We start from the raw sequence: 24,847 nt of genomic DNA on the forward strand, positions 1-24,847 counted from the left end.
GGGTCTTCATCGACCCGGCCGGCGTTTTGACTACGTGGCTCGAATTACGCGTTGCCCGCTGCCTTCAGTTGCAAACGGAACTTGTGCAGCAGCGGTTCCGTATAACCGCTAGGCTGAGCGCAGCCTTCGAACACCAGCGCGCACGCCGCCTTGAACGCAATCGACGAATCGAAGTTCGGCGCCATCGGCTTGTAGAGCGGATCGCTCGCGTTCTGCTGATCGACGACCTTCGCCATACGCTCCATCGTCTCGCGCACGAACTCCGCCTTGATGACGCCATGACGCAGCCAGTTCGCGATGTGCTGGCTCGAAATGCGCAGCGTCGCGCGGTCTTCCATCAGGCCGACGTTGTGAATGTCCGGCACCTTCGAGCAGCCGACGCCCTGATCGATCCAGCGCACCACATAGCCGAGAATGCCTTGCGCGTTGTTCTCGACTTCGTTGCGGATTTCTTCGTCGCTCCATTGCGCCTTTTCGACGACGGGAATCGTCAGCAGGCCATCGAGCAGTTCGTCGCGCACGCCCGCGAGATCCATGCGCTCCAGTTCCTTCTGCACGGCCTGCACATCGACCTGATGGTAGTGCAGCGCATGCAGCGTCGCGGCCGTGGGCGAGGGCACCCATGCCGTGTTCGCGCCCGCCTTCGGATGACCGATCTTCTGTTCGAGCATCGCCTTCATCAGATCGGGCATCGCCCACATGCCCTTGCCGATCTGCGCGCGGCCACGCAGCCCCGCAGCGAGGCCGACGAGCACGTTGCTGCGCTCATAAGCGGCGATCCATTTGCTCGACTTCATATCGCCCTTGCGCATCATCGGGCCCGCTTCCATCGAGCTGTGCATTTCATCGCCCGTACGGTCGAGGAAACCCGTGTTGATGAACGCAACGCGCGGCGACGCCTCGCCGATACACGCAGCGAGGTTGACGCTCGTGCGGCGTTCCTCGTCCATGATGCCCATCTTGATCGTGTTGCGCGCGAGGCCGAGCACGTCTTCGACGCGCGAGAACAGTTCGCTTGCGAACGCGACTTCGGCGGGGCCGTGCATCTTCGGCTTGACGATATAGATCGAGCCCGTGCGCGAATTGAGCTTGTGCGTGCGGTCGTGCAGCGCGCACAGCGTCGTGACGACGGCGTCGAGAATGCCTTCGGGGATTTCCCTGCCGTCGCGGTCGAGCACGGCCGGATTCGTCATCAGATGGCCGACGTTGCGGATGAACAGCAGCGAGCGGCCATGCAGCTTAACGGGCTGACCGTTCGCGCCGTGGTACTCGCGGTCCGCGTTCAGGCGGCGCGTGAACGTCTTGCCGCCCTTCGTCACTTCTTCCGTCAGATTGCCGACCATCAGGCCGAGCCAGTTGCGATACAGCAGCACCTTGTCGTCGGCATCGACGGCCGCGACCGAGTCTTCGCAATCGATGATCGTGCTGACGGCCGCTTCCATCAGCACGTCCTTGATGTTCGCGGGGTCGGTCTTGCCGATCGAATCGTCAGCGTCGATCTGGATTTCGAAGTGCAGGCCGTTGTGCCTGAGCAGCACGGCGGACGGCGCATTCGCGTCGCCCTGATAGCCGATGAACTGCGCCGGGTCCTGGAGCGTCGTCGTGCCGCTCTTCAGCGCGACGCTCAGCTTGCCGTTTTCCACGCGATAGCCGGTGGCATCTTTGTGCGAGCCGTTTTCGAGCGGTGCGGCGTCGTCGAGGAACTTGCGCGCGAAGGCGATCACGCGCGCGCCGCGCACCGGGTCGAACTTCGCGGTGCGCTCGGCGCCGTCCGTTTCGTCGATGGCATCCGTGCCGTACAGCGCGTCATACAGGCTGCCCCAGCGCGCGTTCGCCGCGTTCAGCGCATAACGCTGGTTCGACAGCGGCACGACGAGCTGCGGCCCCGCCTGTTCGGCGATTTCGCGATCGACGTTGTCCGTCGTCGCCTTCACGCTGGCGGGCGTCGGCACGATATAGCCGATGCTTTCCAGGAAGCCGCGATACGCGCGCAGATCGCGGACGGGGCCCGGATTCGCGCGATGCCACTTGTCCAGTTCGACCTGCAGGCGGTCGCGTTCGGCGAGCAGTGCGCGGTTCTTCGGCGCAAGCTCGTGCACGATGGCATCGAAACCTGCCCAGAACGCGGCGCTATCGACACCGGTGCCAGGCAGGGCTTCCTTTTCGATGAACTGTTCGAGGTTCGCGGCGACCTGCAATCCGCCGCGTTGGGTCATTTGAGTCATGGGCTGTTCCAAGAGGGGCAAATTCGGGGCTAATCGTTTTTCGTTCGACGTGGCACTCAAGCATTCGCGTTGCTGGCAACGGCCGCGGCACCGGCCTTTGCCACTTGTGCATCCTGATCGGCCTTGACGCCGGACACGCCGACAGCACCGATCACCTGACCATTTACCACAACGGGCACGCCGCCTTCCAGCGTGCCCGACAGCGGCGCGCTGAGGAACGCGGTGCGGCCGCCGTTGATCATGTCCTCATATTGCTTCGATTCGCGGCGGCCGAGCGCGGCGGTGCGGGCCTTGTCGCCCGCGATGTAGGCGCTGATCGGCGCGCAGTTGTCGAGACGCAGCAGCGACAACAGATGGCCGCCGTCATCCACCACGGCAATCGCGACGGCCCACTGGTTGCGTTCGGCTTCGGCACGCGCCGCTTCAATGATTTTCGTCGACTCGGCGACCGTCAGCACGGATTTTGTCTGCATGTTGCGATTTCCTGAAACGATTGAAATGGTTTCGACGGGCAAGCCCGACGGCGACCGCGCCCGCACACACGACAGCCGATGCGCGCGCACTGCCGGCGTGCAAGCGAGGTCCAGTCTTATATATGACTTGATGCCCATTGTTCCGTGTTCTGGGCGGCTTGTCGACCCGGTGGAACACTGGTCATACCAGTTTTTCTCGTCCTATTTACGCCTGCGAGGGGCTGACACGTGCCGCGCAAGCGCCGCGCCAGGGAAAACCCGCGCTGCAGGCCAACGCGCTTGACCCTGCGAGGTACGACGCGAATACTACTAAGATATTAGTGAATCACGGATGCCGCCAGATCATGTTCGCGCTACACGATCATCTGATTCATCTCGAAGCCGCGCCGCTCGCATGCGATGTCGATCTGCAAACCGTGGGCGTGTGGCTTGCGACCGGCGCGGCATGCAGGCCGCCCGTGTCGGGCGCGATCTACGGAACGTTGCTGAACGATCGTGCCGCGCTCGAGGCGCTCGGCGATGCCGTCCACGCCGCGCCGTACAAGGCGCCACCGCAAGCGCCCGTGCTCTACGTGAAGCCGCGCAATACGTTTGCCGGTCATCGCGCGAATGTCGTCGTGCCGGATGATGACGAGGGCGTGCAGATCGGCGGTTCGCTCGGCATCGTGATCGGGCGCACGGCGTGCCGCGTGAGCGCGGAGAACGCGCTCGAGCACGTCGCCGGCTACACGATCGTCGCGGATCTGTGCGTGCCACACGAGAGCGTGTATCGCCCTTCGGTCAGGTTTCGCGCGCGCGATGGCTTTTGCGTGATAGGACCGGCGATCGTCGCGCGCCGGCATGTGGCCGATCCGGACGCGTTGCCCATTACGGTCAGTATCGAGGGTCAAGTGCCGTTCAATGCCGGCACGTCGACGTCGATCCGCAACGTCGCGCGCCTGATCGCGGACGTGACCGACTTCATGACGCTCTCGCCCGGCGACGTGCTGACGATGGGCGTCCCGCACGGCGCACCGATCGCGCACGCGGGCAACGCGGTCAGCGTCGCAATCGGCGACATGCCGCCGCTGTGTTTCTCGATGAAGGCCAATGCCGAAGGAGGCGAACGATGATGCGCGGCCGTGTTGCCTACGCAGGCGCAATCCATGAAGCGTATCCGCACGAACGCGGCGTGCGTCTCGCCGATGGCCGCGTGTGCCGCGAGGAGGACGTCGTGTGGCTCGCGCCCATTCAGACGGGCACCATCTTCGCGCTCGGGCTCAACTACGCCGAGCACGCAAAAGAGCTGCAATTCTCGAAGCAGGAAGAGCCGCTCGTGTTTCTCAAGGGACCGGGCAGCGTGATGGGCCATCGCGGCGTGACGCGTCGACCGTCGGACGTGACGTTCATGCATTACGAGTGCGAACTGGCCGTCGTGATCGGCAGGCCGGCGAAAGACGTGACGCACGATGAAGCGCCGGACTATGTCGCGGGTTACATGATCGCCAACGACTATGCGTTCCGCGACTATCTGGAGAACTACTATCGGCCGAATCTGCGCGTAAAGAACCGCGATGGCGCGACGGTGCTCGGCCCCTGGTTCGTCGATGCCGCCGATATCGCCGATGTCGCGCAACTCGAATTGCGCACCTACGTGAACGGCACGCTGCATCAGAAGGGCAATACGCGCGATCTCGTCACGGGCGTCCCCGCACTGATCGAATACCTGAGCAGCTTCATGACGCTCGCACCCGGCGACGTCATCCTGACGGGCACGCCCGAAGGCATCGTCAACGTGAATGCGGGCGACGAAGTCATCTGCGAAATAGACGGCCTCGGCCGTCTCGTCAATGCGATCGTTTCCGACGCGGACTTCTACCGCGACTGATCATTCAGGACATTTCAATGCGAATCGAACATCTGATCAACGGCAAAGCGAAGACTGCACGCGAGTACTTCGAAACCGTGAACCCGGCGACACAGGAAGTACTCGCCGAAGTCGCGAGCGGCACCGCCGAGGACATCGACGCCGCCGTGCGTGCCGCAAAAGATGCATTCCCCGCATGGGCCGCGAAGCCCGCGAGCGAGCGCGCGAAGCTCGTGCGCAAGCTCGGCGAGCTGATCGCGAAGCACGTGCCGGAACTCTCCGATACGGAAACGCGCGACACGGGCCAGACCATTTCGCAAACGCGCAAGCAACTGGTGCCGCGTGCCGCCGACAATTTCACTTATTTCGCCGAGATGTGCACGCGCGTCGACGGCCACACGTATCCCACCGATTCGCATCTGAACTACACGCTGTTTCATCCCGTCGGCGTGTGTGCGCTGATTTCGCCGTGGAATGTGCCGTTCATGACAGCGACGTGGAAGGTCGCGCCCTGTCTTGCGTTCGGCAATACGGCCGTGCTGAAGATGAGTGAACTGTCGCCGCTCACGGCTTCGATGCTCGGCAATCTCGCGCTGGAAGCGGGGATCCCTGCTGGCGTGCTGAATGTTGTGCACGGCTACGGCAAGGATGCGGGCGAGCCGCTCGTCGCGCATCCCGATGTGCATGCCGTCTCGTTCACGGGATCGACGGCGACGGGCAACCGGATCGTGAAGGCAGCGGGCCTGAAGAAGTTCTCGATGGAACTGGGCGGCAAGTCACCGTTCGTGATCTTCGACGACGCCGATTTCGAACGTGCGCTCGACGCCGCCGTGTTCATGATCTTTTCGAACAATGGCGAGCGCTGCACGGCGGGCTCACGCATTCTGGTGCAGAAATCGATCTATGCGAAGTTCGCGGAACGCTTTATCGAGCGCGCAAAGCGTTTGACGGTAGGCGATCCGTTAAGCGAGAGCACGATCATCGGTCCGATGATCAGCCAGGCGCATCTGGCGAGAGTGCGCAGCTACATCGAGCTTGGGCCGAAGGAAGGCGCGACGCTCGCATGCGGCGGACTCGACGCGCCGGTGCTTCCCGACACCCTGAAACAGGGCAATTTCGTCACGCCGACCGTATTCGTCGATGTCGACAACCGCATGCGCATCGCGCAGGAAGAGATTTTCGGGCCGGTCGCCTGCCTGATTCCGTTCGAAGACGAAGCGCAGGCGATCCGCCTCGCCAACGATATTTCATACGGTCTCTCAAGCTACGTGTGGACCGAGAACACAGGCCGCGCACATCGCGTCGCGGCTGCGATCGAAGCAGGCATGTGCTTCGTCAACAGCCAGAACGTTCGCGATCTGCGTCAGCCGTTCGGCGGCACGAAGGCATCGGGCGTCGGGCGCGAAGGCGGCACGTGGAGCTATGAAGTCTTTCTCGAGCCGAAGAACGTGTGCGTGTCGCTCGGTTCGCATCACATTCCGCGCTGGGGCGTCTGAACGGGAGATCGCGATGGGCAAGCTCGCATTGGCCGCGAAAGTGACTCACGTGCCTTCGCTTTATCTGTCGGAACTGGATGGGCCGCATAAGGGCTGCCGCCAGGCCGCTATCGACGGACATCATGAAATCGGCCGACGCTGCCGCGAACTGAATGTCGATACGATCGTCGTGTTCGACGTGCATTGGCTCGTCAACAGCGAATACCACATCAATTGCGCGCCGAAATTCGAAGGCATTTATACGAGCAACGAGTTGCCGCATTTCATCAACAACATGGCGTATGCGTACCCAGGTAATGTGCAGCTCGGCAAGCTGATCGCGGACGTCGCCAACGAAATGGGCGTCAAGAGCCGCGCGCATAGCGAAACCTCGCTCGACCTCGAATACGGCACGCTGGTGCCGATGCGCTATATGAACGCGGATCAGTGCTTCAAGGTTGTATCGATTGCAGGCTGGTGCATGTGGCACGACCTGCCGACGAGTGCGCGTTTCGGGCTGGCAGTGCGCAAGGCCATTGAAGAGCGCTACGACGGCACAGTGGCGATTCTCGCCAGCGGCTCGCTCAGTCATCACTTCGCGAACAACGGCACGGCGGAGCAATTCATGCACAAGGTATGGGATCCGTTTCTCGAACAGACGGACCGGCATGTCGTGTCGCTGTGGGAGAAGGGCGACTGGAAGACCTTTTGCGGGATGCTGCCGCTCTACAACGAGAAGTGTTGGGGCGAGGGCGGCATGCACGATACCGCGATGCTGCTGGGTGCGCTCGGCTGGGACCGCTATGAAGGCAAGGCCGAAGTCGTGACACCGTATTTCGGCAGTTCGGGCACGGGACAGATCAATGCGATTTTTCCCGTCACGCCGCTGCCCGCCTGATCGATCAAAGGAGATTTGACGTGCCGCATCTCACGCTCGAATACAGCGCCAATCTGGCGAATGATGGGAGCATCGGCGCGCTTTGCGAGAAGCTCGCGCAATGCCTCGATGCACAACGCGATAACGCCGGGCAGGTCTATCCGCGTGGAGGAATACGCGTGCGCGCAGTGCGCTGCGAACAGTTCTGCATCGCCGATGGAAGACCCGATGCCGCCTTTTTACATGCGAACCTGAAGATCGCCGCGGGCCGTTCGGAGAGCGTGAAGAAGGCGACGGGCGATGCGCTTTTCGACGTGATCAAACAGCACTTCGCGGAGACATTCGAAAAACACGGGTTGGCGCTGTCGCTCGAAATCAATGAATTCAGCGAATCGGGCACCTGGAAGCACAACAATCTGCATGCGCGCCTGAAGGGCTGAGCACGGGAGGAGAGCACTATGCTGGACGAGAAGACCATTCGCGAACTCGCTGCGAAACTCGATCACGCCGAGAAGACGCGCACGCAGTTGCGACATTTTTCCGCTGCGTATCCCGAGATGACCATCGAAGACGGCTACGCGATCCAGCGCGAATGGGTGAAGATGAAGCTGGCCGAAGGACACGTGATCAAAGGCCGCAAGATCGGCTTGACGTCGCGTGCGATGCAGCGCTCGTCGCAGATCGACGAACCGGACTATGCGCCGTTGCTCGACAGCATGTTCATCGAAAGCGGCCGGGACATACGCGCGGATCGCTTTATCGCGCCGCGTGTCGAAGTGGAGTTGGCGTTTATTCTCGGCAGACCGCTCAAGGGCCCGGGCGTGACGCTGTTCGATGTACTCGAGGCAACGGCCTACGTGACGCCTGCCGTCGAAATCATCGACGCTCGCATCGAACAGTTCGACCGCGACACCAAAGCGCCGCGCAAGGTCTTCGATACCATCTCCGATTTCGCGGCCAATGCGGGCATCGTGATGGGTGGCCGTCCCGTGCGTCCGATGGATGTCGACCTGCGCTGGGTCGGCGCATTGCTGTACAAGAACGGCGCCGTCGAAGAGAGCGGCCTTGCCGCCGCCGTGCTGAATCATCCTGCGACGGGCGTCGCGTGGCTCGCGAACAGGATTGCGCCCTACGACGAAGCGTTAAATGCAAACGACGTGATACTCAGCGGCTCATTCACCGCGCCCATCGCCGCGCGCGCAGGCGATACGTTTCATGTCGATTACGGCCCGCTTGGCGGCATTGCGTTGAATTTCGTCTGAGTTCAACCCGCTTTGGAACGCGTGCGTTTCGGCGATCCTTTCGGCACCCCTTTGCGCCGGACGAAACGCTGCTCGACGACCGCTTTCCCCCATTGCGTCCCTTCGGCTTCTTCGGCCAACTGGAAGCCGAACGCCTCATACAGATGACGCGCGGCGTCGAGACCTTTGAACGTCCACAGGTAGGTTTCGCCGAAACGTTCATCGACGAAGGCCATGGCACGCGTCATCAGCTGTCTGCCGATACCTGTGCCACGCAGCGTATCGTCGACGATGAACCAGCGCAAATGCGCGACACCCGTCTGCGCATTGCCGTCGATAGCCAGCGACGCCAGAGTTCTTCCATTGTCACAGACGAGCCATAGCTGCCGGTTTGGATCGGGCAGCAGTTCCGCAAATTCCGCCAGCCCTGTCGCGACGATTTTTTCGAAGTAGACGCCGAAGCCCGAGTGCTGCGAATAGTAGCGCGCATGAAGGCTCGCGACGTCGCCAATACAGCCCGGCCGATAGCCTTCGACGATTTGCGGTGCGGGCGCGGCGCCCGGCGTTTCTTTCGCGTCGTTGTCCTGTGCGAGCGCGCTTGCGTATAGCGACAGTGCGTGCACCAGCGACTGCTGATCGGAAGGTGCGAGCTTGCGCAGCGCGCTCGACACCTGCTCGGTCGCGAACTTGTCGATCTGCTTGCGAAGCTGCTGACCCGCTTTGGTCAGATACAGCTCCGAAGATCGCGCGTCATCGCTCGATGCCGTGCGCTCGACCAGTCCCGCCATTTCCAGTTTCGCGATCTGCCGGCTCGCATTTGACTTGTCTAGCCGCAAAAGTGCTGCGAGGTCGCGGGCCTGCATGCCGGGCGTCGCGCCGATTTCAAGAATGGCGTGCACGGCAGAGGGCGCCAGATCGCTCTCCGCCAACGTGGAGCGCATGAAACCCAGTTCACGCACGAGCTTGCGCGAGAACTCGCGCAGCTCGAGGATGGTTTTATCGCGCGATTGAATGGGTATGTCGACGATATCCACGGCTGGTCCTGTCATGTGTAAGTTGCGTTTCGCAACTATAGTAGTTGCGAAACGCAACTTATGCAAGCAGCGAAACCGTCAGGTCATTTTCCATTTGATCGAACAGCCGAGCGTCGGCGGCTGCGTCTCAGGCCCCGTTCCTGTTTGTGCGATCTGCTTCATGGCTTCGAAGAGATCGCGGCGCGCGTCGGGAATCGGGTCTTTGCGCGATGCGTCCAGTCTGCCGCGATATCGCAAGGAAAGGCCCGCATCGAAGCCATAGAAATCCGGCGTGCACACGGCGGCATAGGCGCGCGCGACCTGCTGCGACTCGTCATGCAGATACGGGAACGGCAATTGCCACTCGGCGGCGAGTTCGACCATGCGTTCGAACGAATCTTCCGGGTACGCGACGCTGTCGTTCGGATTGATGCCGACGGTGCCGATGCCGAGCTGCGAAAGATCCTTCGCGTCGCGCACGATTCGCGGTAATGCGGCCTGTACGTACGGACAGTGATTGCACATGAAGACGACAACGAGACCTTTGGGGCCGCGTACGTCGTCGAGCGTGTACATGCGCCCGTCGGTGGCGGGCAAGGTGAAGCCTGGCGCTTTAGCACCGAGTTCGCCGGGTGGGGATTCCGTCGCCATCCATTGCTCCTTGATTGAACGTGTCGAAGAACAATCCGTCGTACATCGTGCGCCTCGTGTCTTTCAGCTGCCGGACGCTAACGCGCCATCGCGGCGGCCACGATTTCCTCCGCTGTGTGCGCGGCAACGGGCATTCCATCGGGCGTCATGTGAGACAGCTTCATCAGGCGCGGTTGCAGCAGCAGCGCGACCAGTCCTGTCCAGCCCGTCTGATGCGAGGCACCGACGCCGCGTCCGTTGTCGCCGTGAAAGTACTCGTGGAAAAGGATCAGATCCTGCGAGCGCGGATCGGCTTGCAGCATCGGATAAGCGGCCATCACGGGGCGCACGCCTTGCTTGTCTTTCAGAAACAGCGTCGTGACACGCCGTGCGAGATCGTCGGCGACTTCGCTGAGCGAAGCGCAGCGGCCCGATCCTGTTGGATGCTCGATGCGAAACTCGTCGCCATAGTAGCGATGAAATTCGTAAAGCGATTCGATCAGCAGATAGTTGACGGGCATCCACACCGGTCCACGCCAGTTCGAATTGCCGCCGAATACGCGCGATTCCGATTCGGCAGGCTGATACTCGATGCAAACGTTCACGCCCTCGTGATTGAAAAGATAGGGTTCTTCGAGATGCACGCGCGACAGTGCGCGTACGCCGTAGTCGGAGAGAAACTCGCTTTCGTCGAGCGCGCGCCTGAGCAGCGCTTTCATCCGGTGTCCGCGCAACAGCGAGAGCAAGGTCGTGTTGGCCTTGCCGGGTTCCGTCCAGCGCGACACGAGCCGCGCGAGATTCGGCCGGTGATCGAGAAACCACGCGAGCCGTTCGCGCAATCCGGGCAGATGACCATGCACCTCTTCATCGAGCACGTGCACGGCGAACAGCGGGATCAAACCGACAATCGAACGTATGCGCATCGGCACACGCGTTCCGTCGGGCAGATGCAGCACGTCATAGAAGAACTCGTCGCGTGCGTCCCATAGCCCCGTATTGCAGACCTCGCCGCAACTGACGGCTTCCGCGATATACAGAAAGTGCTCGAAGAACTTCACGGCAATTTCGACGTATGCGGTGTTCGTCATCGCGAGCTCGAGTCCGATCTGCATCAGATCGAGCGCATACGAAGCCATCCATGCCGTGCCGTCCGCCTGATCGATGCGGCCGCCCGTCGGCAGCGGAGACGAGCGATCGAAGATGCCGATGTTGTCGAGTCCGAGGAAACCGCCCTGAAAGATGTTGCGGTCGTCGGCGTCCTTGCGGTTGACCCACCACGAGAAATTGAGCAGCAGCTTGTGAAACATCACTTCGAGAAACTCGTGATCGCCGACCCCCGTCACCTCGCGATCGAGTTCGTACACGCGCCACGTGGCCCACGCGTGCACGGGCGGATTCGCATCGCCGAACGCCCACTCGTACGCGGGCAGTTGCCCGTTCGGATGCATGTAGCGTTCTTTCACGAGCAACTGCAACTGCTTCTTCGCGAAGTCGGGGTCGACCATCGCAAAGGCAACGGCATGAAACGCGAGATCCCATGACGCGTACCACGGGTATTCCCACTTGTCGGGCATCGACACGATGTCGCCATTGCACATGTGCCGCCAGTCCGCATTACGGCCGCGCCTGCGCTCTTTGGGCGGCAGGGGTTGGCCCGGATCGCCGTCATGCCAGCGCGTCACGTCGAACTGGTAATACTGCTTGCTCCATAGCATCCCGGCGAGCGCCTGGCGCTGCACGAGGCGCGCGTCGGCGTCGGCGATGTCGTGCTGAAGCGCGGCATAGAATTCGTCGGCCTCCGCCTGGCGGCGCGCGAAAAGCGCGGGCATGTCGAGCTGCGCGGTGTCCGTCGACGTGTCAGGGCGCCAGCGCAGATACAGCACTTCTTGTTGATGAGGGCCGAGATCGAGCACGGCATGCGCAGCGGCGCGCGTGCCCACGTCGCGCCGGATCGCGCGCTCGTCGCCGTCGATTAGATAGTCGTTGAAGCCATCCTTGAACGGCCCGTCGCCTTCGATGCCGAAAATGCGGCGCACATTGGTTTCGTTTTCGCAGAAGAGCCATTCGATGGGCTGTTGTGCCGACGCCGTCACGATCGTCGTGCCCAGCGCGGGATTGCGCGCCACGATACGCGCGCCTTCGGCGGCATCTGGCTCGAGCGTCAACGACGGCTTGCCTGGCTTGCCCGACCATGCCCAGCGATTGCGCGCCCAGAATTGCGGCAAGACATGCAGCGTGGCGCGCCGCGTGGAGCGGTTCTCGACGGTCACGCGCATCACGATGTCGTCGGGCGTGTGCTTCGCGTATTCGATCCACACGTCGAAATAGCGGTTGTCGTCGAACGCACCCGTATCGAGGATTTCATACTCGGGCTGATCCGCGCCGCGGCGCGCGTTTTCGTCGATCAGATCCTGGTACGGATACGCATCGTGCGGATACTTGTAGAGCATCTTCATGTACGAATGCGTCGGCGTGCCGTCCAGATAGAAGTACAGCTCTTTCACGTCTTCGCCGTGATTGCCTTGCGCATTCGTCAAGCCGAAAAGTCTTTCCTTGATGATGGGATCGCGCCCGTTCCACAGCGCGAACGACACGCACCAGTCGAGCGGATCGTTGCCGAATCCGCCGATGCCGTCTTCGCCCCAGCGATACATCCGGCTGCGCGCATGATCGTGCGGAAAGTAGTCCCACGCGGTGCCGTATTCGCTGTAATCCTCGCGTACGGTGCCCCATTGACGATCGCTCAGATACGGGCCCCAGCGGCGCCAACGGGCGAGATCCGGCCCATGAAGACGCGAACCTTCCTTCGACTGGAGCAGATTGATTGCGCTTAACGGCTGCATGGCACCTCCCGGCCGAGATCGATCGTCCGATACGTTCAAGCTGAACGACTGTGCGTTTCCGTCGCGACTGCGACGCGTGCGATGGAATCATGATGATAGGCGTCAAAGCGCCGCGTGGCGATTCAGGGGTGAATCTGTCGATCGATCCGCGTCGGTACGCTGATTCCGTTGCATACTTGCGCGAATCACACGAGGAAAGACATCGATATGGATGCGAACATCGCACGCGCCTGGCTGACCTTCAGTGCCCCCGTGGCTGCCGCGCAGGTTGCCGGCCGTCCGCTCGTGGCGCTGGAGTCGACGATCATCGCTCACGGCATGCCGTATCCGCAGAACGTGCGCACCGCGCGCGAAGTGGAAGCGCTGATCCGCGAACGGGGCGCGGAGCCCGCGACGATTGCCGTGATCGATGGACGGATCCGCATCGGACTGTCGGACGATGAACTCGAGCTGATCGGCCGTTCCGAGGGCGTGCAGAAGGTCAGCCGCCGCGACCTGCCCGCCGCGCTGACGGGAGGCGGCCTCGGCGCGACGACGGTGGCGGGGACGATGATTTGCGCCGCGCTGGCCGGGATCGAAGTGTTCGTGACGGGCGGCATCGGCGGCGTGCATCGCGGTGCACCGGAGACCTTCGATATTTCGGCCGACCTTCAGGAACTGGCGAAGACGTCGGTGGCCGTGGTGTGTGCGGGCGCGAAGTCGATTCTCGACATCGGGCTCACGCTGGAGTATCTGGAAACGCATGGCGTGCCTGTGCTCAGTTGCGAGCAGGACAATTTTGCCGCCTTCTACACGCGCGATAGCGGCTTTCCCGCGGACTTCCGGCTCGACGATCCAGCGGAGCAGGCGCGCTTCATCCGTACCAAATGGGACCTGGGGCTGGCAGGCGGCGTGGTGTTGAGCACGCCCGTGCCCCAAGCCGCCGAAATGCCGCGCGAGGAAATCGACAGATGGACCCGTCAGGCGCTCGATGACGCAGCCGCACAAGGCATAACGGGCAAAGCCGTGACGCCTTTTGTGCTGGCGCGCATCAAGGCGCTGACGGGCGGACGCAGTCTCGCCACCAACATTGCATTGATCAGGCACAACGCAGAAGTCGGCGCGAGGCTGGCTGTTGCGTTGGCGGGCCGTTGAGCCGCCGTTTGGCGCGTGCTGCTACGCGTCGCTCACCTGAATCTGATAAAGCCCCCAGGGACACAGCACGAAGCGATCCTTGAGCGGCTTGGCTGCGAGTTCGGGAATCCTGTCCGCATCGTAGATCGCCCATAGCGGACCAAGTCCGCCCAGCGGCATCGGCTTGCCGTCCATCTGCGTCGCGACGATGAAGCGCCACGCGCGGATGTTGTCGAGCGTCGTGAGCACCGCGTAGCCATCGACTGCGCGCAGCGAAATTTTCGTGTCGCCTGCGCCTGGTGCGCCGGCCTGCTCGAGCACATTCGCGAGCAACGGGCCGCTCAGCGTGTGCGGCTTTGCGTCGTATTCGATGGTTGGCCTGATCGTTACGGCGGGCAGGCTGGCGATCGACGGATAGTCGAACGTGCAGGCCGACGCGAACTTGACGAGTTGCTTTGCCATCAGCGGATCGAATGCGGGATCGAGCGCGCCGCGGTTCGTGTGTTTGACCGCGCCCGACACGGTCAGTATCGCGGGAGCCGACGCGCATGCAGAGGGTTTCGCCCTGGTGGCACCGAATGCGGGCGCGACGCTCACGCCGAGTGCGGCGGCGCTGGTCAGGAACTGACGTTTCTTCATGATCAATGGCTCCGCTGAAATCGACGGTGTTTTCGACCCTTATACACCGGCGAATCGTATTCCATCATGTCGGCTGCCTGTTCAGTGAATGCTTCACGAGCCGGCGGCTGCAATCGATTCGTCTGGAATCGCGCGGCGTAGAATCGTTCTGCATTCAGGCTCCCACTGCGAGGGAGGGGCGCATATGGAAGACGATTCACAAGGCCGGGCTGCGCAAGTCGTCGTCGTGCATCCCGACAGGGCGATCGCGACGACGCAACGCCTGCCGTACTTCGTCGGCATCTCGGCGACGACGGCGGGCTCGCGGGCGCTGTCGATGCATCTCGTCGTCGTGCCGCCGGGCGGGCATGCCGAACCTCACATTCATTCCGGTTACGAAACGGGCATCTACGTGCTGGAAGGGCGCGTCGAAACGCGTTACGGACCGGGACTGCGCGAGTCGGTCGTCACGGAAGCAGGCGATTTTCTGTTCATCCCGCCGGGCGTGCCGCATCAACCGTTCAATCTGAGCGCGACGGAGCCGGCGCGCGCGATCGTGGCGCGCAACCATCCGGACGAGCGTGAGGAGGTGGTGCCTTACGATCCATCCGGCGACAAATGAAATCTGTTCTGAACAGTGCTTGGCTCATATCGCGCAATCGGGCTGCAATGTGAACCTATGATTCGACAAAATGGGTGATTTTGTCATGTTATGTATGCACAAATTACGAACATTCGATGCCGCAAAACGCGCAAGCACTTCAGCAACTTCCGCCCTCGACGCAAGCTGCACTCAAACAGCTTGGAGAGGATCTGGCTCGTGCCCGGCTCCGTCGTAAAGAGTCGTTAAGGTCTTGGGCCAAGCGCATGAGGGTCAGCGTGCCAACATTGGTCCGCCTCGAGGCGGGCGAAGCGTCGGTGAGCCCGGGTGTGCTGGCGACAGCGCTGTGGCTCATCGGACGCGAGGGCGGGTTGGCCAGTCTGGCTGCGCCTGACTTGGACGAAGACGCAACAACCCGAGAAGTTCGTGCAGCCGAAGAACTGGGGCGAGCGCGATGGCTCAAATGCTCAGGCGTGCCGGTGTGCAGGACGATGACGCCAACATACGGGACATGCGAGAGCTATTTCGTCGAATGGTGTTTAATAGCCTCACGATGCAGGGCCGCCTGGCGACGAAAGAAAGTCTTTCGATGCGAAAGCGCGCGTCGAGAGGAAGCGGCGTTGTCGTCCAAGTCCCTTTTCGGTTCAGTCTGAGTAGAGGTGGACGAAATCTGAGCATCACCGCCACGTCGTGTTCGCGAGCGCACTTGCTGCGCAATGAGGGACCGCGCATCTAACCGCTGTTGAAATACACCTCGCCGATGCGCAGCACTTCGTTCCAACGAGCCGGCGCACCAGGCAGGTTGATGTCGATTTGATGCTGGACGTCCTTAATTCAGGCGGAACCAATGTCATCTTCCCGCCGATTTTCGCCCCTACACCACTCTATCGGCGAGCGTGCGCATGCGAGTCAAGTTGTAGGCCGCCTGAGTCAACAGGTATTGACGGGCGTACAACGCGCTGGCCCGGCTACGCCATAAGTCAGCGCAAAGGCTAACGATGACGTCCGTGAACCAGCAGTCGGTCGCGGTTCTTGCTGAACGTGGAGTGGCCCCACACTGCGTCGTCCATCGCCAGGCCGACAAACCAGCGAAACAGCATGTTGTAGGAGATTTGCTCCATCAGCATGCGCTCACTGCGAATCGAATACGACACTTGCAGCAGCGTCCGAATCAGCTTCTCCGGCGCGATGCTCGGGCGACCGCCCTTCGCATCGCTCTCGCGCATACGCGAAAAAGTCGCATCCATGCGACTGAGCGCATCGTTCAACCACAGCCGAACCGGTCGCAACGGGTGAGTAGCTGGAGCCTGGACATCGTGAACATCGACTCTGTGCAGCCGTCCGCTCCGCGCATCGCTTTAGTCTCAGTGTTGTCCGATTCTTTGCTTCAACGTTTACCCCTCCCGCCCGCATGACGTGTGCGGGAGGTATTTCAACAGCCTGCTAAAGCGTTCCACACAGGCGCTTACGCATACTGGTTACTACCGATATAACCAATCACGTTCACGTGATTGGAAGGTTTCATTACCCGTACATTGGGCGCGTCGGTACACTCGAAATGTCGGTGTGAAGGGGCATCTTGCAACCATCGAATCAGTGACGCTCACTCACGCTACTGGAAGCGGTTCGGGCCAGGCGAGGCGTTCGGGACGTCGCAGCGTACCGTTGCACTACGCCTTGGCCTGGATAGGCCATTCGGCAACACATTTCCTCACGTTGGTGCGTGCGACTAGACAGTTCGGAACTGGGTTGTCATTGAAATTCCAGTCGAACGACCGCAAACGTCACAGGTGCCGTAGCAGTTGGGAGCCGAAGCTGGACCGCAGCAATTATTCATTGATAGACATGCCTCAGGAGTGACATTGAAGATAGCTCAACACCTCGATCCGGCCACGATTCGCACGTTGGCGCTGGAAGAAATCGACGGACAGATTCTAGTGATCCGATTGAACCGTCCTGAAGTGTCGAACGCAATCAGCACACTGATGGGCCAAGAACTGATTAAGGTGTTCGGCGCGTTGGAGGTCGACCCCACGCAATATCGCTGTGCGATTCTGACGGGCACGGGTGAACGCGCCTTCTGTGGCGGAGCCGATTTGAAGCAACGTGAAGGTATGACCGACGAGCAGTTCAGTACGCAGCACTATCTGTTCGAGCGCATGGTACGCGCAATTACCCACTGCCAAATTCCTCTTATCTGCGCTGTCAACGGTGCGGCGGTGGCCGGCGGGCTTGAGCTGCTGCTAGCTTGTGACTTTGCCTACGCTTCGAAGAAAGCTGTGTTCGGATTTACGGAAGTGAAGCGTGGAATCATGCCGGGCGGCGGCGGCACGCAGCAGCTTCCGCGTGCGATTGGTACGCGTCGCTCAAAAGAGCTTATCTTCCGAGGCGCGAAGTTTTCTGCAGAAGAAGCGCTCGCATGGGGTGTTGTGAACCAGCTGTTCGAGCCGGGGCAGGTGCTGGGACAAGCGATCGAAGCTGCGCGCGACATTTGCACGAGCGCACCGCTCTCAGTTTCGCAAGCAAAGAAAGCAATTGACCTCGGGATGCAGAGCGACCTGAACACCGGCCTGTTTGTCGAAATAGAGGCCTACAACCGTCTCATCCCGACCGAGGATCGCCTCGAAGGTATCAGCGCATATAACGAAAAGCGACGTCCCGTCTTCAAGGGGCGCTAATCGTACCAGAAGAAAAAGCCGCCGCTCCTGCTGACGGCCTACTAGCCGGCTTTCAGCCGGAGGAGACATGCATGAATTCGTCGATCAACGCCCTGCCTGGTCCGCTGGCGGAGCAGACGTATCGCAAGATCACCAGACGGCTGATTCCCTTCCTTTTTCTGTGCTATGTGTTCGCGTTCCTCGACCGTGTGAATGTCGGCATCGCGCAACTCGACATGAAGCACGATGTCGGCTTCAGCGACTTTACATACAGCATTGGAGCGGGAATCTTCTTCTTGGGTTACGTGCTCATGGAAGTGCCGAGCAACCTCCTGCTGACAAAAATCGGAGTGAAGAGGACCTTTTCGCGAATCATGATCCTGTGGGGCGTTCTCGCTGCTGCGACTGCATTCGTAACTCTACCGATGCATTTTTACACCGTCCGATTTTTGCTCGGTCTAGCTGAAGCTGGTTTGTATCCAGGCATCATTTTCTACCTGACGCGCTGGTATCCCGTCGAGCGCCGCGCGAAGGCCATCGCAATCTTTACCTGTGCGACCGGAATTGCTGGCTTGATTGGCGGTCCGATGTCTGGCTGGCTCATGACGCATATGGAAGGCATTCACGCCATGCACGGCTGGCAATGGATGTTCATCGTACAAGGATTGCCAGCAAGTTTTTTGGGGATCGTCGCCTTCTTTTTCCTGGATGATGGCCCCCAGAAAGCCAAGTGGCTGAACGAAGCAGAAAAGGCACAGGTCACCGCGGACATCAAGCAAAGCTCTGGTGTCAGCGACAAACATTCGGAACATACCTTTGGTCGAGCGCTGCTTGACCCGCGTGTCTATGTAATGGGGTTTGTCTGGTTCGCACAGATTGCGGGCGTGTTTGCTATTGGCTTCTGGCTGCCCACTCTTATCAAAAGTACAGGTCTCAGCAGTCCGCTAGAGATTGGTATTTACTCGGCTATTCCGTATTTCGTGAGCTGGATTGCACTCATCGGGATGAACTGGAATTCTGACCGTACGATGGAGCGTCGCTGGCATTGCGGCATCACGATGATTATTGGGGCGGTGGGTCTGTTTGCGGCAGGTCTGATTCACGGCAGCCTTGCATGGTCTCTTGTTGCACTATCGGTCGCGACAGCCGGAATCCTTGCTCCCAATCCTCTCATCTGGGCGATCTCAACGGACTACATCCGAGGCAGCGGAACTGCCGGTGGTGTGGCCCTGGTGAACTGCATCGGTCTGCTCGGAGGGTTCGTCAGCCCAATGATTATTGGATCAATCAAGACAGCAACTAACAGTATGGCTGGGGGCCTTGGCGCCATCTCTTTGCTCATGGTCATCGGTGCGTTTGCTGCGATCGTGCTTGCTCCAAAGACGACGGGAGCCAAGTCAGTCAGCGAGCTTGCTGCTGACAAGTTAGGCGACTCCGCTGCGGCGAACGCAGTGCTTTGACAGATGCCGTTACGGGGCATCTGGTTACGAAGGAGATTGAGAAATGATGACGCGTGAAAAAGTGCAATTGCGCGAAGTAGGTCTACGCGATGGTCTGCAAATGGTCCAAACGATCTTGTCGACCGAGCAGAAGCTGGAATGGTGCCGACGGATGGTAGATGCAGGGTCGGTTGAAATTGAGGTCACTTCGTTTGTGCCCCCTAAGATCGTGCCTCAATTTGCTGACGCAGCTGAAGTCGCACGTGGTGCGCTGGAGATACCAAACCTGCACGCGGCCGCACTCGTGCCCAATCTAAAAGGGGCTCAGCGAGCATTAGACGTCGGATTGCGAAAAGTGCACTACGTGCTTTCAGCCAGTAACGAACACAATCTTAAAAACGTTCGCCGTACGACTGCCGAGTCGGTTGAAGATTTTCGCAGGATTGTTATCGAGCGTGATGCTGGCAGCAGTGCCCCGCACGACGTGAAGCTTGGTGCCGGTGTGGCAACTGCGTTTGGCTGCACCATCTCCGGTCGGGTCGAAGAAAGTGCCGTACTTGGGCTTGTTGAAACCCTTCTGAAGGCTGGCGCAGACGAAATTACGATTGCAGATACGGTTGGCTATGCAAATCCTGGGCAGGTCAGGGCTCTGATGCGTAAGGTTCTCTCCATCACTAAAGACGTTCCGGTCGCCTGCCATTTCCACGACACCCGTGGCCTCGGTCTCGCAAACGTCATCGCTGCGCTGGACGCAGGGGTGCGCAGTTTCGATGCCTCACTCGGTGGTCTTGGCGGGTGTCCGTTTGCACCGAACGCTACTGGAAACATCAACACGGAAGATACGGTGTTCCTGCTGGAATCTGAGGGTCTCGATACTGGTATGGACGTCAATGCGCTGCTTGCAATCAGGGAGACGATTGCGGGCTGGTTACCGGGCGAACCGTTCACGGGTGCAATTGCGCGCGCGGGCCTGCCAAAGACATTCGAGTTACGCGAAGCCGCTGTGGTCTAGTCCTGGTCGTGGGGACACTGCCGCAAAGTCTGAGGGACCACAAGTTTCGCAGTTTGCGTATGCGTCGTCGAAGAACTCAAATCAGCCCGGAAGCCATATCGCAGGCTCGGCGCAATACTCGGGTCCTTCATCAGGCTGACTCGCCTCCATCCGTCCAGTCAATTGCTGAACACTGGATTGGGCTGAAGCAAAGTTAGACCAGCCAGGCTATCCCAAGGTGTTTCAGATGTTGCGGCGATGGCTCGTCCGCGATGCTCTGCGCCTGGGCATAGGATTGTTTGAATCAAACAAGGGAGATTGCAGTGCACGTGCAGAAAATCGGCGACATAGAAATTCGCAAATTTAGCGAGATTGACAGTCTGGAGTTTGAGCCTAATTGGCTATTTCCTACCGTCGACCTCGAATTTGTGAAGGAGCAGCGTAGCTGGCTGGGTCCCCATCTGATTGAACCGACGGAACTGAAGCTGTATCTCAGTTTTCACAGCTATGTCGTCAAAACACGTCATCACACAATTCTCGTAGATACCTGCAACGGCAATCACAAGCATCGTCCGTCAATGCCGGCGTGGAGCAACCTGCAGTTGCCGTACCTCGAGAACCTTGCAGCACTCGGGATTCGTCCGGAAGACATTGATTACGTCATGTGCACACATCTGCACACCGATCATGTCGGATGGAACACGCGTCTCGAAGACGGTCGTTGGGTTCCAACGTTCCCGCGCGCGAAATACATTTTCTCGCGAACCGAGTTCGACTATCTGTTGAAGCTGCATCAGTCAAATCCCGAGAATCCGGTCAATCGGGGCTCGTTTGTGGACAGCGTGTTACCCATCGTCGAACACGGGCAGGCGACGTTCGTCGAAATGGATCATTCGTTTGAGCACGAATTGGGCGATAACGTATGGTTCTCGCCCGCAGCAGGCCATACGGCGGGCCATGTCCTGGTACATATCGGGCGTGAGCATGGTGAACATGCTGTCATGACTGGCGACGTCATCCACCACCCGATCCAGTTTGTTGACCCTTCGCTTGCTAACGCTGCAGATTTTGATGCAACTCTGGCCCATGAAGCTCGCCTCGGCGTTATGAGCCGGTACGCTGACACATCAACGAAAATTCTGACGGCCCACTTCCCGTCGCCGACGGCAGGTCATGTGGTGAGCCACGGCGAAACGTTCCGCTTTGTTTTTGACAAGGTTTAGCCAAATGGGCTTGCCGGCAGCGAGCGGATCCCGGCCTCCCAAGGGGGAAGCCGTGAGTCTCGATGTTTTGATTCAGCTGACCTCGGATCATTGATGCGTCGTGCCCGCGCCAGGATATCTGGTTCAGAACCACCTGTGCGAACGGACCGTGATGCCGGTGCAGGAATCGTGTTGACTCGAAGCATCAAGCTTCGCAGCATCGATCGAGCAGGCAGCAGTCGGCGCGACAACCACGAGTGTTCATCCACTTGTGTCGGAACGCTTTGACAAGAGGATGAGCGATCAGAGCTGGAGACTCACGTTTGCGCGATGCGGATTTGGCAAAGTTCAATGAACTTCTGGACGGGTTGCGTGAGCGTTGCTCCGCGACGCGTTGCTATGCCGTAGGGTGCTCCTCGTCTCTCAATGTAGATCGGCAATATCTTAACCAGACCACCCACCGCAAAATACTCGGCGACCTTACGGGGTATCAACCCGACCGTACCGCCACCGGTCTGGAGCAAAGCAAGCGTAGCGAAGGTGGACGACGTCTCCATCGCGTAGCGGGGAAATCCAAGACCCTCGTCATCGAGAAGCTGCTCGAAAAGCGAGCGCATCGGGAGCGTTGCCTGCGGGACAATCCATGGGTTACCGATGATGTCTGTCAGTTGTACCTTGGCTTTATCGCCTAGAGGATCTGCGCCGTCGACCACCACACATATCTCTTCAACCTCCAGCGGGATAAAGTCATAGGCTTCCGGGTGGACGCTAACACTGGGGCGCCCTATAACAAGGTCCAGCAAGCGCTGGTCAAGCATCGCTAAGAGACGCGCGCTGTTGTCTTCCCATACTTCGATTGATGTATCAGGCTGACTCTCGCGCAAGGCTTTCACGGTCGGGGCTAGCCAGACTGGCAGCGATCCCATCACAGCGCCAATCGCGAGTGTGCCGCCGCCGCCGCGCAGAATTGCGGCCATCTCATCTCGCATCGTTCCCACGTCCGCGCGAAGGGTTCGCGCGTGACGTATTACGCATCGGCCCAGGTCGTTAGGAACAATCCCACGGGGTGAGCGAGAGAATAATTCGACACCGAATATGGCTTCGAGCTCTTGCAGCGCTTTGGTTATCGCTGGTTGAGACAAAGAGATTTGCTGGGCTGCCTTGCGCAGGGACCCGTGGTCGTCAAGCGCGATGAGCAGCGCAATGTGAGCTCCACGAAGGCGCCTCAGAATCGCATCGTTACTGGTTATCACGGATATAACCTCAGACGTTCACCTGATTCAAACCTTTCATTATCTGCCTCAAAGGGCGCGTCAGTACACTGGAACTGTCGGTGGACGAATACGCATTTCGATAGGCGCGTATGCCAATGCTACGCGCCAAGACGGCTTCACGAGGCATGCGACGCCAGGTGATAACTTACACGAATCACTGTCGCGCAGTTTAACCGCGATCTGTGCCTCGTTGCATGTGGAGAGCCTAACTGGCGCCTTTCATTTGCAGCTTGTGGACGTCCGATCGACATTTTATCGAGGCTCATGTCTGTCAACGGAGACAACAAGCGTGAAACGGATAGGGATAGACGTTGGTGGCACCTTCACCGACGTCGTGATGGTGGACGATTCGACTGGCAAAGTGTGGTCGACCAAGGTGCCGACAACGCCTAAAGACCGGGTCTTGGGTACGGTCGAAGGTTTCCGGAGAATTCTTGAAATTTCGGGCGCAACGAGCGCCGATATCTCCTTTCTCGGCCATGGAACGACAATGGCCACAAACATGGTGGTGGAAGGCACGGGTGCCAAAACTGCCTTGATAACTACTCGAGGGTTTCGCGACATCCTTGAATTGCGGCGTGCATCTCGTCACGACCGTGCCGACCTCTATGACCTGCTGTTTGACAACCCACGGGCACTTGTTGAGCGTCGCTGGAGATTGGAGGTGACAGAGCGTCTGCGTTTCGACGGAACCGTCGAGACACCGCTCTCGCGTGACGAACTGATTGAGACTGCTGCACACATCCGGGAGTCGGACGTCGAAGCGGTTGCGGTGTGTTTTTTGCACGCACATGTCAATCACGAGCATGAGAAGGCTGCCGTCGCGACGCTTCGAGAAATGCTGCCAGACCGGTTCGTGTGTGCCTCGCACGAAGTCAATCCCGAAGCGATGGAATATGAGCGGGCCAGTTCGACGGTCATCAATGCGATGCTAGGACCCGTTTGCGGCCGCTACATCGGCCGTCTGGTGGATGCGCTTGCGCACCTTGGTTTTACCGGCAAGTTTCTCTTCATGCAATCAAACGGGGGCTTGCAAGCCCGGCGCGCGTTGCCGACCGTCCGATTGTGCTGCTCGAATCGGGACCTGCGGGTGGCGTTAGCGCTGCAATCCGCAATTGCGAGCGTGGTGACTTGCGCAACGCCATTCTCGGTGACATGGGCGGAACGACATTTGACGTTTCACTCATCCGTGATTTCAAACCCGAGATCCGGAATAAAAGCCTGCTGCATAGCTACACGGTGCGCTCGCCCAGCATCGACATCGACTCGGTGGGTGCAGGCGGTGGCTCTATCGTTTGGATCGACGCTGGGGGCGGTGTACGAATCGGGCCCGAGAGTGCCGCCGCTGACCCCGGTCCCGCATGCTATGGGAGAGGCGGTAAGCGACCGACAGTCACTGACTGCAATCTCGTGCTTGGTTACATCGACCCAGACAATTTCCTCGGTGGCGAATTCCAGTTGGACGCGAGGGCGGCTTGGAGAGTGGTCGAAGAAGTCATTGCAAGGCCTTTGGGGATGAGTGTGCCTGAGGCCGCACAGGCCGTGCGCTCTGTCGCCAATGCGTTGATGGCCCAGGCGGTTCGCATCATGACGGTGGAGCGAGGTTACGACCCGCGAGAATTTTCGTACATCTGCTACGGCGGCGCGGGTCCAGTTCACGCAGTCGATCTCGCTCATGAAATGGGAATTCGTCGCGTTGTGATTCCACCTCTGCCGGGCCTCTTCAGCGCGTTTGGCATGATGGTCGCCGACCAGCAATACGATTACCAGCGGCCCGTCGACTGTGACCTCGCGAAGCTCGGAGACGAGAGGCTGCACGCCGAGTTCGACGAACTGCTTGCGCTCGGTCGAAGTGAAGCGGAACGCCACGGTGTCGAGGCGAATGCGACTCGTGCTGTACGCATGGCGGATTGTCGCTATGTCGGTCAGCCTGATGTTATTACCGTTGATGTCAGCGACGACGCATCCTGCGCAGCGATGGCGCGCGAGTTTGAAGCTTCACATCAGCGTCTCTGGAATTTCGTTAGCAAGGACAAGCCGATTGTTGTGGCGAACTTGCGCCTGCAGCTCATTGCAACGAGTGGTTGGCGGGGCGGGGTGGCGCATTCTGGCGAGGAGACAGGGATTACTCCCATTCGGATGCGTGACGTGTACATCGATGGGAACGTTAAAGTCTTGCCAGTCTTTGCCCGTAGCCGGCTTCCGGTCGGTGCCCAGATTGAAGGCCCGGCAGTCATCGAAGAGCACAGCAGCTGCGCAGTCTTGAAAGCATCGCATAGAGCGCGCGTTGACGAAGACCTGAACCTCGTGATTGAACTGGCGGCCTGAA

Annotated in this window: 20 protein-coding genes and 3 pseudogenes; 14 read left to right on the plus strand and 9 right to left on the minus strand. The window is 59.9% G+C overall.

Annotation, left to right across the window (positions count from 1 at the left end):
- Positions 1-44: 44 nt before the first annotated feature.
- The gene (locus FRZ40_RS32470) at positions 45-2,225 is read right to left on the minus strand and encodes a malate synthase G (protein WP_147236950.1); all 2,181 of its coding nucleotides are present in this window, start codon (positions 2,223-2,225) and stop codon (positions 45-47) included.
- Between the two features lie 56 nt (positions 2,226-2,281).
- On the minus strand, positions 2,282-2,698 hold the full coding sequence (locus tag FRZ40_RS32475; RefSeq protein ID WP_028366653.1) for a heme-binding protein: 417 nt from the start codon (positions 2,696-2,698) through the stop codon (positions 2,282-2,284).
- A 344-nt stretch (positions 2,699-3,042) separates the two neighbouring features.
- Between FRZ40_RS32475 and FRZ40_RS32480 the strand changes: the two genes are divergently transcribed.
- From FRZ40_RS32480 to hpaH, 6 genes are read left to right on the plus strand one after another with little or no spacing between them, the layout of a single operon-like run.
- Complete coding sequence (locus FRZ40_RS32480) at positions 3,043-3,810, plus strand: fumarylacetoacetate hydrolase family protein (protein WP_147236951.1); 768 nt, start codon at positions 3,043-3,045, stop codon at positions 3,808-3,810.
- Positions 3,807-4,565 carry a fumarylacetoacetate hydrolase family protein gene (locus FRZ40_RS32485; protein ID WP_147236952.1) on the plus strand — a complete coding sequence of 253 codons (759 nt, stop codon included), beginning with the start codon at positions 3,807-3,809 and terminating at the stop codon, positions 4,563-4,565. The genes FRZ40_RS32480 and FRZ40_RS32485 overlap by 4 nt, the downstream gene beginning before the upstream one ends.
- Before the next feature lie 17 nt (positions 4,566-4,582).
- A complete protein-coding gene (gene hpaE / locus FRZ40_RS32490) occupies positions 4,583-6,040 on the plus strand; it encodes a 5-carboxymethyl-2-hydroxymuconate semialdehyde dehydrogenase (protein ID WP_147236953.1) in 1,458 nt (485 codons plus the stop codon).
- A gap of 13 nt (positions 6,041-6,053) precedes the next feature.
- Positions 6,054-6,917 carry a 3,4-dihydroxyphenylacetate 2,3-dioxygenase gene (gene hpaD / locus FRZ40_RS32495; RefSeq protein WP_167528731.1) on the plus strand — a complete coding sequence of 288 codons (864 nt, stop codon included), beginning with the start codon at positions 6,054-6,056 and terminating at the stop codon, positions 6,915-6,917.
- Positions 6,918-6,937: 20 nt separating this feature from the next.
- Positions 6,938-7,336, plus strand: a complete 399-nt coding sequence (locus FRZ40_RS32500) for a 5-carboxymethyl-2-hydroxymuconate Delta-isomerase (protein WP_028366648.1) — start codon at positions 6,938-6,940, stop codon at positions 7,334-7,336.
- 18 nt (positions 7,337-7,354) lie between these two features.
- Complete coding sequence (gene hpaH, locus FRZ40_RS32505) at positions 7,355-8,158, plus strand: 2-oxo-hept-4-ene-1,7-dioate hydratase (protein ID WP_147236954.1); 804 nt, start codon at positions 7,355-7,357, stop codon at positions 8,156-8,158.
- Between the two features lie 2 nt (positions 8,159-8,160).
- Here the strand turns inward: hpaH and FRZ40_RS32510 are convergent, their stop codons facing one another.
- The 3 genes from FRZ40_RS32510 to FRZ40_RS32520 all read right to left on the minus strand — a co-directional run bounded on the left by FRZ40_RS32510 (position 8,161) and on the right by FRZ40_RS32520 (position 12,623).
- Entirely contained in the window at positions 8,161-9,171 is a 1,011-nt protein-coding gene (locus tag FRZ40_RS32510) for a bifunctional helix-turn-helix transcriptional regulator/GNAT family N-acetyltransferase (RefSeq protein ID WP_147238476.1), read from the minus strand.
- 78 nt (positions 9,172-9,249) lie between these two features.
- Complete coding sequence (locus FRZ40_RS32515; protein WP_147236955.1) at positions 9,250-9,801, minus strand: thioredoxin family protein; 552 nt, start codon at positions 9,799-9,801, stop codon at positions 9,250-9,252.
- 77 nt (positions 9,802-9,878) lie between these two features.
- Positions 9,879-12,623, minus strand: coding sequence for an MGH1-like glycoside hydrolase domain-containing protein (locus tag FRZ40_RS32520; protein WP_147236956.1), 2,745 nt, complete (start codon positions 12,621-12,623; stop codon positions 9,879-9,881).
- Between the two features lie 207 nt (positions 12,624-12,830).
- Between FRZ40_RS32520 and FRZ40_RS32525 the strand changes: the two genes are divergently transcribed.
- Positions 12,831-13,757: a pseudouridine-5'-phosphate glycosidase gene (locus tag FRZ40_RS32525; protein ID WP_147236957.1), complete on the plus strand. Its 927-nt coding sequence runs from the start codon at positions 12,831-12,833 to the stop codon at positions 13,755-13,757.
- 21 nt (positions 13,758-13,778) lie between these two features.
- Here the strand turns inward: FRZ40_RS32525 and FRZ40_RS32530 are convergent, their stop codons facing one another.
- The gene (locus FRZ40_RS32530) at positions 13,779-14,375 is read right to left on the minus strand and encodes a putative pterin-binding protein (protein ID WP_147236958.1); all 597 of its coding nucleotides are present in this window, start codon (positions 14,373-14,375) and stop codon (positions 13,779-13,781) included.
- Positions 14,376-14,559: 184 nt separating this feature from the next.
- On the opposite strand from FRZ40_RS32530, the gene FRZ40_RS32535 reads away from it, so the two are divergent.
- Positions 14,560-14,976 carry a cupin domain-containing protein gene (locus FRZ40_RS32535; protein ID WP_028366641.1) on the plus strand — a complete coding sequence of 139 codons (417 nt, stop codon included), beginning with the start codon at positions 14,560-14,562 and terminating at the stop codon, positions 14,974-14,976.
- Positions 14,977-15,962: 986 nt separating this feature from the next.
- Here FRZ40_RS32535 and FRZ40_RS32545 read toward each other — a convergent pair.
- A pseudogene (locus tag FRZ40_RS32545) lies at positions 15,963-16,309 on the minus strand (transposase); the annotation flags it as partial.
- Between the two features lie 508 nt (positions 16,310-16,817).
- On the opposite strand from FRZ40_RS32545, the gene FRZ40_RS32550 reads away from it, so the two are divergent.
- The 4 genes from FRZ40_RS32550 (at position 16,818) to FRZ40_RS32565 (ending at position 21,265) form a co-directional block, all read left to right on the plus strand.
- Entirely contained in the window at positions 16,818-17,633 is an 816-nt protein-coding gene (locus FRZ40_RS32550) for an enoyl-CoA hydratase/isomerase family protein (protein WP_147236959.1), read from the plus strand.
- A 71-nt stretch (positions 17,634-17,704) separates the two neighbouring features.
- On the plus strand, positions 17,705-19,072 hold the full coding sequence (locus FRZ40_RS32555; RefSeq protein ID WP_147236960.1) for an MFS transporter: 1,368 nt from the start codon (positions 17,705-17,707) through the stop codon (positions 19,070-19,072).
- A gap of 43 nt (positions 19,073-19,115) precedes the next feature.
- Positions 19,116-20,063 (plus strand): hydroxymethylglutaryl-CoA lyase, encoded by a 948-nt coding sequence (locus FRZ40_RS32560; protein ID WP_147236961.1) that lies wholly within the window; start codon positions 19,116-19,118, stop codon positions 20,061-20,063.
- Between the two features lie 302 nt (positions 20,064-20,365).
- Positions 20,366-21,265, plus strand: coding sequence for an MBL fold metallo-hydrolase (locus FRZ40_RS32565; RefSeq protein WP_147236962.1), 900 nt, complete (start codon positions 20,366-20,368; stop codon positions 21,263-21,265).
- A gap of 296 nt (positions 21,266-21,561) precedes the next feature.
- Here FRZ40_RS32565 and FRZ40_RS32570 read toward each other — a convergent pair whose 3' ends face one another.
- Both FRZ40_RS32570 and FRZ40_RS45375 read right to left on the minus strand, forming a co-directional pair.
- The gene (locus FRZ40_RS32570; RefSeq protein WP_240057538.1) at positions 21,562-22,233 is read right to left on the minus strand and encodes a LysR substrate-binding domain-containing protein; all 672 of its coding nucleotides are present in this window, start codon (positions 22,231-22,233) and stop codon (positions 21,562-21,564) included.
- 57 nt (positions 22,234-22,290) lie between these two features.
- Positions 22,291-22,497: pseudogene (locus FRZ40_RS45375) on the minus strand (helix-turn-helix domain-containing protein); the annotation flags it as partial.
- Positions 22,498-22,855: 358 nt separating this feature from the next.
- Here FRZ40_RS45375 and FRZ40_RS32575 point away from each other — a divergent pair.
- Together FRZ40_RS32575 and FRZ40_RS45380 are read left to right on the plus strand one after the other, a co-directional pair.
- Positions 22,856-24,219 (plus strand): annotated as a pseudogene (locus FRZ40_RS32575) (hydantoinase/oxoprolinase family protein); the annotation flags it as partial.
- Between the two features lie 39 nt (positions 24,220-24,258).
- The gene (locus tag FRZ40_RS45380) at positions 24,259-24,846 is read left to right on the plus strand and encodes a hydantoinase/oxoprolinase family protein (RefSeq protein ID WP_240057539.1); all 588 of its coding nucleotides are present in this window, start codon (positions 24,259-24,261) and stop codon (positions 24,844-24,846) included.
- Position 24,847: the final 1 nt, after the last annotated feature.

This window comes from Paraburkholderia azotifigens (assembly GCF_007995085.1).
Lineage (GTDB): Bacteria > Pseudomonadota > Gammaproteobacteria > Burkholderiales > Burkholderiaceae > Paraburkholderia > Paraburkholderia azotifigens.

Excerpts from the sequence above, each read along its gene's own strand:
- FRZ40_RS32525 (WP_147236957.1), top strand. The coding sequence starts at position 12,831 with ATGGATGCGAACATCGCACGCGCCTGGCTGACCTTCAGTGCCCCCGTG.
- FRZ40_RS45380 (WP_240057539.1), top strand. The coding sequence starts at position 24,259 with ATGGTCGCCGACCAGCAATACGATTACCAGCGGCCCGTCGACTGTGAC.
- FRZ40_RS32485 (WP_147236952.1), top strand. The coding sequence starts at position 3,807 with ATGATGCGCGGCCGTGTTGCCTACGCAGGCGCAATCCATGAAGCGTAT.
- FRZ40_RS32560 (WP_147236961.1), top strand. The coding sequence starts at position 19,116 with ATGATGACGCGTGAAAAAGTGCAATTGCGCGAAGTAGGTCTACGCGAT.
- hpaD (WP_167528731.1), top strand. The coding sequence starts at position 6,054 with ATGGGCAAGCTCGCATTGGCCGCGAAAGTGACTCACGTGCCTTCGCTT.
- FRZ40_RS32520 (WP_147236956.1), bottom strand. The coding sequence starts at position 12,623 with ATGCAGCCGTTAAGCGCAATCAATCTGCTCCAGTCGAAGGAAGGTTCG.
- FRZ40_RS32535 (WP_028366641.1), top strand. The coding sequence starts at position 14,560 with ATGGAAGACGATTCACAAGGCCGGGCTGCGCAAGTCGTCGTCGTGCAT.
- FRZ40_RS32570 (WP_240057538.1), bottom strand. The coding sequence starts at position 22,233 with ATGCGAGATGAGATGGCCGCAATTCTGCGCGGCGGCGGCGGCACACTC.
- FRZ40_RS32475 (WP_028366653.1), bottom strand. The coding sequence starts at position 2,698 with ATGCAGACAAAATCCGTGCTGACGGTCGCCGAGTCGACGAAAATCATT.
- FRZ40_RS32480 (WP_147236951.1), top strand. The coding sequence starts at position 3,043 with ATGTTCGCGCTACACGATCATCTGATTCATCTCGAAGCCGCGCCGCTC.
- hpaH (WP_147236954.1), top strand. The coding sequence starts at position 7,355 with ATGCTGGACGAGAAGACCATTCGCGAACTCGCTGCGAAACTCGATCAC.
- FRZ40_RS32470 (WP_147236950.1), bottom strand. The coding sequence starts at position 2,225 with ATGACTCAAATGACCCAACGCGGCGGATTGCAGGTCGCCGCGAACCTC.
- FRZ40_RS32515 (WP_147236955.1), bottom strand. The coding sequence starts at position 9,801 with ATGGCGACGGAATCCCCACCCGGCGAACTCGGTGCTAAAGCGCCAGGC.
- hpaE (WP_147236953.1), top strand. The coding sequence starts at position 4,583 with ATGCGAATCGAACATCTGATCAACGGCAAAGCGAAGACTGCACGCGAG.
- FRZ40_RS32555 (WP_147236960.1), top strand. The coding sequence starts at position 17,705 with ATGAATTCGTCGATCAACGCCCTGCCTGGTCCGCTGGCGGAGCAGACG.
- FRZ40_RS32530 (WP_147236958.1), bottom strand. The coding sequence starts at position 14,375 with ATGAAGAAACGTCAGTTCCTGACCAGCGCCGCCGCACTCGGCGTGAGC.